Annotated in this window: 8 protein-coding genes; 6 read left to right on the forward strand and 2 right to left on the reverse strand. The window is 75.4% G+C overall.

The annotated features are described in order from the left end of the window. Positions 1–111: 111 nt before the first annotated feature. Positions 112–2,931: an AfsR/SARP family transcriptional regulator gene (locus AB0O82_RS37870; RefSeq protein ID WP_363589469.1), complete on the reverse strand. Its 2,820-nt coding sequence runs from the start codon at positions 2,929–2,931 to the stop codon at positions 112–114. Positions 2,932–3,281: 350 nt separating this feature from the next. Between AB0O82_RS37870 and AB0O82_RS37875 the strand changes: the two genes are divergently transcribed. Both AB0O82_RS37875 and AB0O82_RS37880 read left to right on the forward strand, forming a co-directional pair. Next, positions 3,282–6,047: a BTAD domain-containing putative transcriptional regulator gene (locus AB0O82_RS37875; protein WP_363589471.1), complete on the forward strand. Its 2,766-nt coding sequence runs from the start codon at positions 3,282–3,284 to the stop codon at positions 6,045–6,047. A gap of 326 nt (positions 6,048–6,373) precedes the next feature. Continuing rightward, positions 6,374–8,764: a tetratricopeptide repeat protein gene (locus AB0O82_RS37880; RefSeq protein ID WP_363589473.1), complete on the forward strand. Its 2,391-nt coding sequence runs from the start codon at positions 6,374–6,376 to the stop codon at positions 8,762–8,764. Positions 8,765–8,852: 88 nt separating this feature from the next. Here AB0O82_RS37880 and AB0O82_RS37885 read toward each other — a convergent pair whose 3' ends face one another. Then, the gene (locus tag AB0O82_RS37885; RefSeq protein ID WP_363589474.1) at positions 8,853–10,118 is read right to left on the reverse strand and encodes a serine hydrolase domain-containing protein; all 1,266 of its coding nucleotides are present in this window, start codon (positions 10,116–10,118) and stop codon (positions 8,853–8,855) included. 250 nt (positions 10,119–10,368) lie between these two features. Here AB0O82_RS37885 and AB0O82_RS37890 point away from each other — a divergent pair, with 250 nt between their 5' ends. The 4 genes from AB0O82_RS37890 (at position 10,369) to AB0O82_RS37905 (ending at position 14,153) form a co-directional block, all read left to right on the forward strand. Next, the gene (locus AB0O82_RS37890; RefSeq protein ID WP_363589476.1) at positions 10,369–11,358 is read left to right on the forward strand and encodes a phospholipase D-like domain-containing protein; all 990 of its coding nucleotides are present in this window, start codon (positions 10,369–10,371) and stop codon (positions 11,356–11,358) included. A 66-nt stretch (positions 11,359–11,424) separates the two neighbouring features. Beyond that, positions 11,425–12,309 (forward strand): alkaline phosphatase family protein, encoded by an 885-nt coding sequence (locus AB0O82_RS37895; protein WP_363589478.1) that lies wholly within the window; start codon positions 11,425–11,427, stop codon positions 12,307–12,309. 129 nt (positions 12,310–12,438) lie between these two features. Continuing rightward, on the forward strand, positions 12,439–13,029 hold the full coding sequence (locus AB0O82_RS37900; protein ID WP_363589480.1) for a hypothetical protein: 591 nt from the start codon (positions 12,439–12,441) through the stop codon (positions 13,027–13,029). A gap of 134 nt (positions 13,030–13,163) precedes the next feature. Further along, complete coding sequence (locus tag AB0O82_RS37905) at positions 13,164–14,153, forward strand: phospholipase (protein WP_363589482.1); 990 nt, start codon at positions 13,164–13,166, stop codon at positions 14,151–14,153. Positions 14,154–14,355 lie beyond the last annotated feature (202 nt).

A 14,355-nucleotide genomic window follows, 5' to 3' on the forward strand; every position in this document is an offset into this window, starting at 1 on the left:
CCACCCCGCCCCCGGGCGCCCCCACCGCCCCGGGCACCCCCGGGACCCCAGGCGGAACTCCCGGCGGCACCACCGCCACCCGGCGACCGGGTGGCCGCCACGGGGAGCCGGTCAGTGCCGGTGTGGCGCGCGCGAGTTCAGCGACTCCTCCAGGCTGGTGGTGAACTCGCTCTGCACCCCGGCCAGTCGGTCGTGGCTGCGGAAGCGGTCGAGCGCCGAGCGCAGCCGGTCCAGGGCCTCCAGTTCACGGCCCCGGCTCAGCAGGTAGGCGGCGTGCGACTGTTCGGCGATGGCCTGGAGGTAGAGCAGGCCCGCTTCCTCGCAGCCGGCCAGCAGCCGGTGCCAGGCCAGGTCGACGGTCTCGCTGCGCCCGTGCGGGGGCAGGGTGTGCGCCTCGGTCAGCATCGACCACAGGTGGATCGAGGTGACCGGGCGGGCGGGCAGCAGCTCCCTGGCCTCCCGGGCCTGCCGCAGCGCACCCTGCCGGTCCCCGGCCAGCAGGCTCACCCAGCTGTGGTGGACCAGGGCGACGGCCAGCGGCCGGGGGTCGCCGGACTCCACGGCCAGCGCGGCCGAGCCGGACGCCAGCCGGGCGGCCTCGGTCGCGCTGCCCAGGATCGCGGTGATCAGCGACTGGGTGGCGAGCGCGCGGGCGTACGCGGCGCGGCCCGCGGGCCCGGTCGCGGCCTCGCCGGCGGCCACCGCCCGGCGCGCGGCCTCGGCCGCCTCCTGGCGGCGTTCCAGCCCGAGCAGCGCGTTCGCCCGGGCGCCGTGCAACTGGGCGGCGGCCAGCTCGTCGCCGCACCGCTCGGCCTCCCGGACGCCCGCGCGCAGGCAGCCCAGCCAGTCGGTGAACCGGCTGGAGCCGTAGTACAGCGGGCCGGCGGCCTGGGCCAGCCGCCAGACCCGGTCCGGGTCGTCGGCGGTGCCGGTGATCAGCGCGCGGATCGCGGGCTCCTCGGCCTGGAACCAGTCCAGTGCGGCGCGGATGCCGTCGGCCGGCGGCAGGGCCCGCGGGGGGTGGACGAGCGTGTCGAAACCGTCCTGGCCCGGCTCGATGAACTCGCCGCCCTGCCGCAGCGCCGCCTGGTAGTAGTCCAGCAGCCGCTCCCGGGCGAGGCGTCGGCGCGGCTCGGGCTGCTCGGCGAGCAGCCCGGCGCTGAACAGCCGGACCAGCTCGGCGCGGCCGTAGCGCCCGGGCGCCGCACCGGTGAGCAGGTGGTGGGCGGCGAGTTCGCCGAGCGACCGGCGGGCGGTGGCCGGGTCGGCGCCGAGCACGGCCGCACTGGTCAGGGTGTCCACCTCCCGGCCCGGGTGGGCGGCCAGGAGGGTGAGCAGTTCGGCGGCGCCGGGGGAGAGGCGGCGATACGTCAGGAGGAGCTCGGTGGTGACGCCGGTCGCGCCGTCGGCGTCCAGGACGGGCAGTCTGGTCTGCTCGTCGGCGAGTTCGGCGACCAGTTCGGCGATCGTCCAGTCCGGGCGGGTGGCCAGCCGGGCCGCGGCGATCCGCAGCGCCAGCGGCAGGTGGTCGCAGAGCCCGGCCAGTTCGGTGGCGGCGGCCGGTTCGGCCCGCAGCCGGTCGGGGCCGAGCGCGCGCTCCAGCAGCCGCAGGGAGTCGTCCTGGGGCAGCGGGGGCAGGCGCAGCAGGGCCGCACCGTCGGCGGCCACCAGCCCCTCCAGCGAGCCGCGGCTGGTCACCACGGCGGCGCAGCCGGGCCCCTGCGGCAGCAGGTCGGCGACCTGGTCGGCATCGGCGGCGTCGTCCAGGACCACCAGCAGGCGCCGCCCCCTGGTCCGGTCGCGGTAGAGCGCGGCCCGGTCGTCCCGGTCCTCGGGGACGGCGCCCTCGGAGACCCCGAGGGCCCGCAGGAAGCCGCCGAGGGCGGCCTCCGGGTCGGCCGGGCCGGCCGGGTCGAGGCCCCGCAGGTCGGCGAACAGCTGCCCGTCCGGGAAGTGCGGGGCGCGGCGGTGCGCCCAGGCGGTGACCAGCGCGCTCTTGCCGGCCCCGGCCGGTCCGACCACCACGGCCAGGCCGTCACCGGCGCGGTCCGGGCCGCACTCGCCGTCCAGCCAGCAGCCCTCGCTGTCCCGGCCGACGAAGTCGACCGGGCGGCGCGGGAGTTGACGGGGAACCCGCGGCGCGGCCGGAGGGGCCGCCGAGCGGGCCGGGGCCGGCTGCTCGGCCCGGCCCCCGGACAGCACCTCGGCGAGCGCCGCCTGGAGCGCCGGGCCGGGCCGGATCCCCAGCTCGCGGTCCAGCCGCACCCGGGCCTGGTGGTAGGCGGACAGCGCGTCCGCCGGCCGCCCGGCCTGGTGCAGACAGCGCATCAGCAGCGCCACCAGCTCCTCGCGCAGCCCGTCGGTCCGCACGTGCTGCTCCAGGGCCGGCACCGCCGCCACCCCGCTGCCCTGGCGCAGCCGCAGCCCGGCCCAGCTGAGCACGGCGGCGGTGCGGGCCTGCTCCAGCTGGTCGACCACGGCCGCGCGCGCGGCGGTGTCGGGCAGGTCGGCCAGGGCCTCGCCGCGCCACAGCCGCAACGCCTGCTCCAGCAGCGCGATCGCCTGCGCGTCCGCCGTGCCGCAGCCGAGTCCGGCCTGTTCGGCGGCCCGGTCGGTCAGCGCCTCGAAGCGCAGCGCGTCCACCTCCTCGGCCGGACCGGCCAGCAGGTAGCCGGACGAACGGGTGTGCAGCACGAACGGGGTGTCGGCGATCGCCTTGCGCAGCGCCGCCACGTGCCCCTGTAGGGCGGCCCGGGCGCTGGCCGGCGGCCGCTCGCCCCACAGCAGCTCGCAGAAGCCGTCCACCCCGACCACCCGGCCCAGCCGCAACGCGAGCAGCGCCAGGATCGCCCTGCGCTGCGCCCCCGGCAGCGAGGCGAAGCCGTCCGCCCCGGCCCGCAGCTCCACCGGGCCGAGGAGCCGAATCCGCACCAGTACCCCCACTTCACCCACGACGGGCAGGGCGTCCCCCCGCCCCATTGACGTCCGGGGCGTGCCCCGGGGTGGAGCAGTGTAGTGCCCTGAAGTGTCCTGTTCGCGCCAGATCGCCCACTCCCCGGGCGCCACCGGGTGGCGGCGCCCGGCGGAACGGACGTCGATGCCGGGCCCTGTGGATCTTGCCGGGTCCGGGTCCGACCCGACAAGATCCACCAGATCCGAGCAGACCCCATCCGGCCGCGTGCACGTGACCGGACCAGGCCTATCCTCTGACGACGCCGGGAAGACGCCGGAGGTTGTCGTCGGCGGCGGATCCGATCGGCGACAGGGGAGGAGAGGGCCGCATGCACATCGACCTGCTCGGGCCGGTCGCCGTACGACGGGACGACGGGACGACGGTCACACCCTCGGCCCCCAAACGCCGGGCGCTGCTGAGCACCCTCGCCATCCGGCTCAACCAGACCGTCGGCACCGACGAGCTGATCGAGCTGGTCTGGGACGGCGACGCGCCCCCCACCGCCCGCGCCGCGCTCCAGGGGCACGTCGCGGCCCTGCGCCAACTGCTCGACTGCCCCGGGCTCACCCTGGGCACCCGTGGCGCCGGCTACCTGCTGGCCGGCGACCCCGACCGGGTGGACCTGCTGCACTTCCGCGGGCTCTGCGACCGGGCGGGCGTGCTGCGGCCCGCCCCGGCCGCGCCCGCCGGGAGCACCGAGCCCGAGCCGCACGATCCGGCCGTGCCCCTGCTGCGCGCCGCCCTGGACCTGTTCCGCGGCCCGGCCCTCGTCGACTGCGGGTCCGTCCTGCTGCGCGAGCGCACCCTGCCGCACGTCACCGACCTGCGGCTGCGCGCCCTGGACCGGCTCGCCGAGGGCCTGCTCGGGGCCGGCCGCGGCGGCGAGCTGGCCGGCGAGCTGGCCGAGGCGGCGGTCGCCCACCCGACCCGGCAGACGCTGGTCGCGCGGCTGGTCCGCTGCCTCGACCAGGCCGGCCGCCGGGACGAGGCGGCGGCCTGGTACGACCGGGCGGTGGCCCGGCTCTCCGGCCCGCCCGGTCCGGAGCTGCGCCACGCCGGTGAACGGTCGGCGGACGGCCCCGAGCGGGACGCGCCGCCCAGACCCGCCCGGCTTCCGAGGCGTGGTGCGCCGGACCGCAGGTTCACCGGCCGGTCGGCCGAATTCGCCCGGCTCGACGAGGCCCTGGCCGCCGCCGTCCGGTCCGGCCACCCGATCCTGGTCACCGGACCGGCCGGGGTCGGCAAGACCAGCCTGGTCCAGCACTGGGTGCAGCGGTCCACCGGGCACTTCCCCGACGGAGTCCTGCACGCCGAGCTGGGCGGCTTCGACCCGGCCGGGCCCCGCGAACCCGCCGACGTGCTGGCCGGGTTCCTGCTCGCCCTCGGCGAGCCGGCGGGCGCCCTGCCCGCCTCGCCCGAGGAGCGGGAGCAGCGCTACCGGGAACTGCTGGCCGGCCGCCGGCTGCTGATCGTGCTGGACGACGCGCGCTCGTACGAGCAGCTCGCCCCGCTGCTGCCCGACCCGCCCCCGCCGGGGGACGGCCCGGACGGGAACGGAGCCGGGGACGGGGACGCCGGCACCCGCGGCACCCCCGTCGTCGTCACCAGCCGCAGCCGGCTGCGCGACCTGCTGGTCCGCGACGGCGGCATCCCGCTCCCGCTGGGCGTGCTCGGCGCCGAGGACGCGGCCGAACTGCTCGCCCGGACCCTCGGCCCGGCCCGGGTCGCCGCCGAACCGCAGGCGGCCGCCGACCTCGCCGCGGCCTGCGACCACCTGCCGCTCGCCCTGCGGCTGGCCGCCGCCCGGCTGGCCGCCCGCCCCGGCTGGACCCTGGGCGACCTGGCCGCGGAACTCGCCGACGAGCAGACCGGCCTCGCCACCCTGGCCGGCACCGACCGCGGCCCGATCGGTGTCACCACCGCCCTGGACCACACCTACCGGACTCTGCCGCCCGCCCCCGCCCGGCTGTTCACCCTGCTCGGCCTGCACCCCGGCGCGGTGATCGACACCGCCACCGCCGCCGCGCTCGCCGACCTGCCGCCCGCCGCCACCCGCACCCTGCTGACCCGCCTCGACGCCGTCCACCTGCTGGAGGAGACCACGCCCGGCCGCTACGCCCGGCGCGAGCTGGTCCGGCGCTACGCGGCCGGGCAGGCCGCCGAACTCACCTGCGACGACCGGTTCGTCGCCCTCGACCGGCTGATCGCCCACTACCTCGCGGTCACCGCGGCCTGGACCACCGGCGGCTGCACCACCGCCGCCTGGACGCCCGAGGGCGGCGGCGCGGCCCCGGCGGAGGCGGCCGCCTGGTTCCGCCGGGAGGAGAGCGCCCTGCGCGCGGTGGTGGTCTGCGCCGAGCAGTTCGGCCGGACCGCCGAATCCTGGCAACTCGCCCACCGGATAGGCCTGCTGTACGAGACCACCGGCCACGACCGGACGCACTGGCGCGCCGTCACCGAGGCCGGCCTGCGCGCCGCCCACAGCTGCGCGGACCAGGCGGCCGTCGCCCGGCTGGCCACCGACCTCGCCGTCCTGCACGTCGACCGCGCCGCCCATCGCACCGCCGTCCAGCAACTGGAACGGGCCGTGGCCGCCGCAGACCGGGCCGGCGACCAACTGCTGCGCCACCAATGCCGTGCCCGGGTGGCCGGTGCGCTGCTGCGGGCCGGCCGCTACGACCAGGCCCTGCCGCTGATGACCGACCTGGTGAGCGCAGCCCGCACCCCGGCCGTCGGCGGCCTGCTCGTCCGCGCGCTCACCGACCTCGCCGACGCGCTGGTCCTGGCCGGCTCCCCCGGCCCGGCCCTGGTCCACGCCGACGAGGCCGTCCGGGTCGCCACCACCCGCTCCGGCGCCGAGGCCGTCCTCGCCACCCAGAGCCGGGCCCGCGCCCTGCACGCGCTCGGCCGCCGCGACGCCGCCCTGTCCACGGCCCGACTCGCCGTCGCCCTGGGCCGCACGGTCGGCGACACCGGACTGGAGTCCCGCACCCACGGCCTGCTGGCTGACCTGCTGTGCGAACTGGGCCGCACCACCGAGAGCGCCGTCGCCAGACGGCAGGCGGCCCGGGCCCTGGCGGCGGGGGAGCGCTGACGGTGCGCCGCCCCGCCGCCGCCGCCGCAGCAGCAGCCCTGCCCGTCCCGCTCGCCCTGCCCGTCCCGCTCGTCCCGCTCGCCCTGCTCGTCCCGTCCGATCGGCACAACCACAGGCGGAACTATGGGCAGAACCAGCACGCGCGGCCGTCCCACCAGCAGGTGGGACGCCGCGGCCCGCACCGGGGTGCCCGGCGCCTGAGCTGGGCGCTCGATGCTGGGAAAGGGCTGGGTGCGAGGCATACTTCTGCCCGGGCATACTTCTGCCTGGGACGGTCGATCAGGCACAACGCCTGGCAGAAGTAACGGCGCTAGCAGGGGCGGGACATGACGGCTGTGAGCGGCACGGGAGCGGGCACGGAGTCCGAGGGGGCCGGCGACTTCGGCCGCCTGCTGGCCGGGCACCGGGTGGCGGCGGGCCTGACCCAGGAGGAGCTCGCCGCGGCTGCCGGCGTCAGTCTGCGCGCCGTCGGTGACATGGAGCGAGGCCGCACCCGCGGGCCGCAGCGGCGCACCGTCCGGGCCCTGGCCGAGACGCTGGGCCTGGACGCCCCGCAAACCGCCGCGCTGGACCGCGCCGCTCAGTGCGGCCGCCCCCGGGGGACCAGGCCGGTGCCGGCCGCCGCCCCCACCCGCGGGCCGGCCGCTCCCGCCCCGGCCCCCGCCGGACCGGCCGAGACCGGGGACGCCGTGCCCCCCGTCCCGCTCGTGCCGGGCGCCCTCGCGCTGCCCCGCGACATCGCCGACTTCACCGCCCGCGAGAACGCCCTCGCCCTGCTGGCCGAGCTGGCCGAGGACGACCGACCCGCCCACCCCCGGGTGGTGCTGATCAGCGGTCAGCCCGGCCTGGGCAAGACCGCCTTCGCCCTGCACGCCGCCCACACCCTGGCCCCCTCCTTCCCCGACGGGCAGCTCTCGCTCGACCTCGGCGGCATGGCCGCCACCCCGCTCTCCGCCCGCGACGCGCTCGGCCAGGTGCTGCGCGCCCTGGGCGTCGCCGACAACGCGGTGCCCGCCGGGACGGAGGAGCGGGCCGGCCTCTACCGGGCCCTGGTGCGCGAGCGCCGGCTCGTCCTGGTCCTGGACAACGCCGCCGACGAGAGCCAGGTGCGCCCGCTGCTGCCCGGCTCCGGGCCCGCCGTGACCCTGGTGACCAGCCGCAACACCCTGCCCGGACTGGAGTCGGTGCTCCGCCTGCGGCTGGACGCCCTGGCCCCGGGCGAGGCCGCCGACCTGCTGGCCCGGATCGCCGGCCGCGAGCGGATCGACGCGGCGCCCGACGCCACCGCCGAACTGGCCCGGCTCTGCGGCTACCTGCCGCTCGCGCTGCGCATCGCCGGGCAGCGGCTGGTGGCCCGCCCGCAGCAGCCGGTCAGTCATCTGGTGCGCCAACTGGCCGCCGAGGAGCACCGGTTGGACCTGCTGGAGACCGGAGACCTGGCCGTCCGTCCGGCCTTCGCGCTGTCCTACCGGCGGCTGCCGGCCGAATCCCAGCTGGTGCTGCGCCGCTCGGCACTGACCGCCGGGCACGACTTCACCGCCGCCGTCGCCGCCGCCTACGCGGGCCTGCCGGTCGGCCGGACCGAACTCGTCCTGGAGCAGCTGATCGACGCCGGGCTGGTGCAACTCGCCACCCCGGAGCGCTATCGGCTGCACGACCTGGTCCGGCTCTACGCGGGCGAGCGGCTCGGCGCCGACGAGGGCCCCGAGGCGGTGGCGCGGGCCCGGGCCAGGGCCGGTGACTGGCTGCTGAACCGGGCCGCCGAGTACGGCCTTCGGTTCGACCCGGACCACGCGACGGCGGACCCCGAGACCGATCCCGACGCCGACGCGGACCGGACCGGCCCCCCGGTGCCGCTCACCGAGGCGGCGCGCTGGCTGGAGGAGGAGCACCCGGAGTGGCTGGCCGCCCTCCACCAGGCCTTCGCCGCCGGCCGGCACCGGGAGGTGATCGACACCGCCGAGGCCATGCACTGGTTCTCCGACCGGCTGCTGAGCTGGGACATCTGGGCCGAGGTCTTCCAACTGTCGGTCGACGCGGCCCGCGCCTGCGGCGACCAGCTGGCCGAGGCCGTCCACGTCAACTACCTGGCGTGGACGTACGTCACCTGCCTGCACCGCTACCAGCGCGGCATCGACCTGGCCAACGAGGGGCTGGAACTGGCCCGCCGGATCGGCGCCCGCGAGCAGGAGGGCTGGGCGCTGACCTACCTCGCGGCGGGCCTTCGGCACCTGCACCGGCACCGGGAGGCCATCGACGCCTACCACCGGGCCGCGGACACCTTCGCCGCCGTCAACAGCCGCTCCGGCTGGATCGGCCGGCTGGTCACGCTGCGCGGCGCGGCCAACTGCCTGCGCGACTCGGGCCGGGCCGAGGAGGCGGTGGAGTCCCGCCGGCGCGCGCTGGCCGGCGCGTTGGAGCTGGTGGAGCGCTGGTCCTCGCCGCTGATGCACCTGGCGGCGGCCATGACGGCACACGAACTCGGCCTGGACCGAGCCGCGCTGGGGCGCTGGCCGGCCGCCGAGAAGGCCTACCGGCAGGCCCTGACCCACTACGAGGAGATCGGCCGGCCGGACAGCATGACCAAGACCCTCACCGAGCTCGGCACCGCCCTGATCGAGCAGGGCCGCGCCGAGGAGGCCCGCGAACTCCTCACCGAGGCGCTCACCGACCTCAGCGCGGACGGCCCCCGGCAGGGGCGGCGCCGGACGGGGTGAGGCGGGAAGCCCGGTGGCGGGCGAAACGCGCACGCCCGCACGGCGGGTGGGCCGTGCGGGCGCGTGAGCGGCGGACTGTGCGGGACGGTCAGATCCGGGTGTCCTCGACCACCGGCAGCGTGTGGTTCTCGGCGAAGGCGCTCGGGGCGAACGAGGTCCGCGGCGCGACGGTCGGCTTCTTGCCGCAGAAGGCCGGCTCCAGCGCGTTCATCAGGCCCTGCGTCACGGAGCCGTTGTTGGAGGCGTTGGCGAACACGACGACGGAGCGCTTGCCGTCCGGGGTGGCGAACGACTGGGTCTGGAAGCCCTGGACGATGCCGCCGTGGCCGTACACGTCACCGCAGGACAGCGAGATGCGGCGCAGCCCGAGGCCGTAGCTGATCTTGGCGGTGGGGGTGGCCAGGGCGGCCGTCATCTGCTTCAGCGAGTCGTCCGAGACCAGCCCGCCGGAGCTGCCCGCCATCAGCGCGGTGAGGAAGTGGTCGAGGTCCGCGGCGTCGGAGATGACCGCGCCGGCCGTCCACACCCAGGAGCCGGTCTGCGCGGTGGAGTCCAGCAGCGGCTTGGTGCGGTCGTCGTTGGTGAGGTAACCGGTGACGTGCGCGCCCTGGATCTCCTGGTCGGGCACGACGAAGGAGGTCTTGCTCAGGCCCAGCGGCTCGATGATCCGCTCGCGCAGGACGTCCTCGTAGGGGCGGCCGGTGAGGTGCTCCACCGCGAGGCCCATCAGGACGAAGTCGGTGTTGGAGTAGGAGTACCGGCTCCCGGGCGTGTACTGCTGGCCGTGCTTGACGGACATCGCCACCAGGTCGCGCGGCGCGTACACGTTGGTGCGGATGCGCGCCTCGAAGGCGCTGGTGGTCTCCTCGCCGGCCTGCTCCAGCAGGTCGTTGGTGTGGTCGTAGATCCCGGCGCGGTGCTCCATGACCTGGCGGCCCGTCATGGTCCAGGTGTCCGGCAGGGTGCCGGCCGGCAGGTAGTCGCGCAGCGGCTTGTCGAGGTCGATCAGGCCCTGCTCCGCCAGCTGCATCACGAGAACGGCGTTGAACATCTTGCTGTTGCTGCCGACCCGGAACCTCCACGAGGAGTTCATCGGGGTGCCGTCCAGATCGGCCTTGCCGACGGCCAGCGACCGGGTGGACTCGGCGTCGCCGTGGTCGCGGATCACCGCGAAGGCGCCCGGGGCGCCCGCGTCGGTGGTCGCCTGGAGGGCGGCGCGCACCGCGGCCGTGTCCGGGGTGGGCGCGCCGGTGGTGCCCTGGTCGGCGGCCACGGCGTGCGCGGCTCCGGTCGCCAGCAGGACGACACCCGCGGCCGCCACCGCGAGCGGACGCAGAAGGCTGATCTTCGCCATGATCCTCTGTTCTCTCACTCGGCTGACGCGGCGTCCGGCCACGTCCTCGAAGATCCACTATCACCGGAGGGGCCTGCGGCTGGCAAAGTGAACCCGATCGGCCGCACCATCCGTTTCCCGACCCGGGGTCAAGGTTTTACCTGCTGTCGTCTACCCGCGTCGACCGATCCACCCGATGCTGTTCGGGCGCCTCGCGCGTGCTCCCGCACCTTCGCCCAGGCCTTCCCCCTCATCGATCGTGGAGTTCCGCATGCCCCTGGCCACCTCCGCGCGCCGGGCCGGCGCGCTGCTGCTCGCCGCCGCCGGCCTGATACCGCTGTCCGGCACCGCCCAGGCCGCCACCGCCGCCACGTACACGCCGATCGTGTTCCCGGACCGGGACCACGGCGTCGTCTACGACCTCATCAACTCGGCCACCCGCTCGGTCGACGTGACCATGTACGAGCTGCGCGACACCACCGCCGTCAACGCCCTGATCGGCCGCCAGCGGGCCGGCCTCACCGTCCGGGTGATCCTCGACGGCCGGCACACCTCGGTCAACGGCGCCGCCTACTCGGCCCTGCGGGCCGCCGGCGTCGGGGTGACGTACTCCTCCTCCACGTTCGTCTACACCCACCAGAAGACCGTCACCGTGGACGGCGCCAAGTCCCTGATCCTGACCGGGAACCTGGACTCCACCTACTACTCCAGCAGCCGCGACTACGGCGTCGTCGACACCGACGCCAACGACGTCGCCGCGATCGAGCAGGTCTTCGCCGCCGACTACGCCCAGACCTCGATCACCCCCTCCGACGGCGACAACCTGGTCTGGTCGCCCACCGACTCGCAGGCCCGCCTGCTGGACCTGATCAACGGCGCGCAGCACACGCTGGACCTGGAGCAGCTGGAGTTCGGCGACCAGGCCCTGGTGGACGCGGTCGCCGCGGCCGCCGGCCGGGGCGTCACCGTGCGGGTGGTGGGCATGAACCCCTCGTCCTACAGCAGCTACTTCGACCAGGTGGTCACGGCCGGCGGCCAGGTGGTCACCTACTCCTCGACCACGGGCCTGTACATCCACGCCAAGGCGATCGTCGCCGACTACGGCACGCCCTCGGCCAAGGTGTTCGCCGGTTCGGAGAACTTCTCCGACAACTCGCTGAACAACAACCGCGAGCTGGGCCTGATCACCACCGACCCCGGTGTGCTGACCACCGTCGAGTCCACCGTCGCCCGCGACTTCGCCAACGGCACGCCGTACTAGAACGGTTCGTCGCGCGGGCCTGATCGAGCGTCCGCGCCCGGGCCGCTCCCTACCCGAGGAATTGTCATGACTTCGTCCACCAAGCCCGGCTCCCGTCGCACCGCCACCGCCCTCGGCTCGGTGGCAGCCCTGGTCGCGGCCTCCGCCGGCCTCTGGGCCGCCACCGCCTCCACCGCGCAGGCCGCCGCCCTGCCCGCGCCCGACCACATCGTCGTCGTGGTGATGGAGAACCACGCCTACAACCAGGTCGTCGGCAGCAGCAGCGCCCCCTACCTCAACTCCCTGGCCACCGGCGGCGCCAACCTCACCCAGTCGTTCGGCATCACCCACCCCAGCCAGCCGAACTACTACGCCCTGTTCTCCGGCTCCACCCAGGGCGTCACCGACGACAGCTGCGTCTCCGTCGGCGCCCTCCAGGGCCCCAACCTGGCCTCCGAGGTCACCGCCGCCGGCAGGACCTGGGCCAGTTACAACGAGACCCTGCCCGCGCAGGGCAGCACCGCGTGCAGCAGCGGCAAGTACGCGCAGAAGCACAACCCCTGGTTCGGCTTCGGCAACGTCCCGCTGAACTCGGCCAGGACCTTCGCCCAGTTCCCGACCGACTACACCACCCTGCCGAACGTCTCCTTCGTCGTGCCGAACCTCTGCAGCGACATGCACGACTGCTCGGTCGGCACCGGCGACACCTGGATCAAGAACAACCTCGGCGCCTACGCCACCTGGGCCAAGAGCCACAACAGCCTGCTCGTGGTCACCTTCGACGAGGACAACCGGCTCGCGGGCAACCGCATCCCGACCGTCTTCTACGGCGCCCACGTCACACCCGGCAGCACCTCCGCCGCGACCTACAACCACTACAACGTGCTGCGGACCCTGGAGGACCTCGCCGGCGCCACCACCCACGCGGGCAACGCGGCCAACGCCGGTGACATCACCGGGATCTGGAACTAGGTCCTGGCCCGCCGTTCGGACGATCCACCAGGAGTCGCCCCCGGACCACCGGCCGCCCCGCGCCCGCCGCGCGGGGCGGCTGCCGCGTCGGAGGTCGACAGCGGCGCGGGGGGCGGCGAGGATGGGGGCGTGCGATTCGATGCGGTGCCGATGCCGGAGCGGGTGGGGGAGCGGCCCCGGGACGTCCGGGGCTATCCGGTGCCGGCGATCACGCCGTGGCGGGGCGGCGAGCCGCAGTTCGCGTTGACCGACCACGAGCGCAGCGCGAACTGCGCGCTGGAGCGCCTCTGTTCGGTGTGCGGGGGGTTCATGGCCCGGGGCCCCGTGTGGCGCGTGGTCGGAGCGGCGGAGAGCGCGGCGATCGCGGCCGCGCTCGCCGAGGGGCGGCCGTACCGCAACCTCGCGCCGACGATGGAGGGGCCTGGCCACCGGGCCTGCATGCTCTACGCGGCGATGGTGTGCCCGTACCTGGCCCGGCCGAACGCCCGGCGCCGGGCGACGGCGCCCGGCGGCGTGGACGAGCTGACGGCGGCCGCCGTCCGCGGGGCGGTGCGGGGCGGCACGGGGGCGGTGGTCGGGTTCGGCGACTACGAGTTCGCCGTCACCGGGAGCCGGGTGCTGTTCCGCTTCCTGGACCCGGTCGAGTTCCTGCCGCACGAGTCCGCCGACGAGCATGTGCCCGCGCTCCGGGCCGAGTTGGCCTCGCGCGACGGACTTTAGCGGAGGATTTGCGCGGTTCGCCCCGTACCGGCCACGAACCAGTGTCAGACTGAGGCGGACATGACCAGTCCTGGATCGGGGGCGGCCGTCCATCGGCGACGGCTTCAGGGCACCGACATCGAGGAGTACGTTTCTTGACCACTCACCTCAGGCACGGCACCGGCGCGCGGAAGGTGCTGGCGCTGCTGGCGGCACTGTGCGGGATCGTCGGCCTCACCGCGCTCGGTACGACCCCTGCGGCGGCGGCCGATTCGCGTCACGCGATCTACGCCATCGCGCACCGGGTCGACACCCTGGACGGGGTGGACGCCGCGCTCGGCCACGGCGCCAACGCCATCGAGATCGACGTCTGCGCCTGGTGGAACCCGAACGAATGGCGTGCCTACCACGACTGTTCCTCGGCCGGTGAGAACCGACTGGGCCCCAGCTTCGACAGCATGATCGACCGCATCCTCTCCAACGCCAACGCCGGACGCCGGCTGTCGCTGGTCTGGCTGGACATCAAGGACCCGAACTACTGCGGGGAGCAGCCCAACCGCACGTGCAGCGTCGCCGGACTGCGCGACAAGGCGCAGCGGCTGACGGCAGCCGGGATCCAGGTCCTCTACGGCTTCTTCGAGTACCACGGCGGCAACACCCCGGACGTCGGCGGCAGGGGTTGGCAGAGCCTGGAAGGCAGGCTCGGCCCGCTGGAGGGCATCACGTCCACCGGTACCCGCGACCAGGTCCAGGGCGCCTTCAACCGGTCCGGTTCCGGATTCCCGGCCGGTCACCGGGCGATGGACTACGGCGACTCCGACATCACCAAGGGCTTCGGCAACTGTACGGAGGCCACCTACAACACGTGTGCGGAGCTGAAGAAGGGGGCCGGGGACCGCGCCGCCGGGCGGCTCGCGGCCACGCTGTCCTGGACGACCACCTACAACGACCCGTGGTACGTCGACAAGCTGCTCGGCGATGCGGGTGTGGACGGCATCATCGCGGGCTACGGCGCCTTCACCGGCGTGCGCGAGTACGACAACAGCTGGCAGTGCGCCAATGCCATCAACCTCGTCCGTGACTGGGTGAACCGCCACAGCGGCACCCACCGCATGGCCAACAGCGGCGACCGGCTGTTCCGCTAGGCCTTTCCGCCAGGCCTGTTCCGTGGGGCCCGTCCGCTGGGACCGTCCACTGGGCCTGTTCCGCTGGGCCCTGCCCGGCCGAAGGCACCCGCCGTGCCGCCCCCCCCCCCCGCGGCCGGGGGGGCGGGGCCCAGGGCAGCGGGGGGTTGTGGCCAGCAGGGCGGGGGGGGGGGGGGCAGGGTGAGGAAGACAACACAGTATT

The organism is Kitasatospora sp. NPDC088264, assembly GCF_040685715.1.
In the GTDB taxonomy this organism is placed as follows: Bacteria; Actinomycetota; Actinomycetes; order Streptomycetales; family Streptomycetaceae; genus Kitasatospora.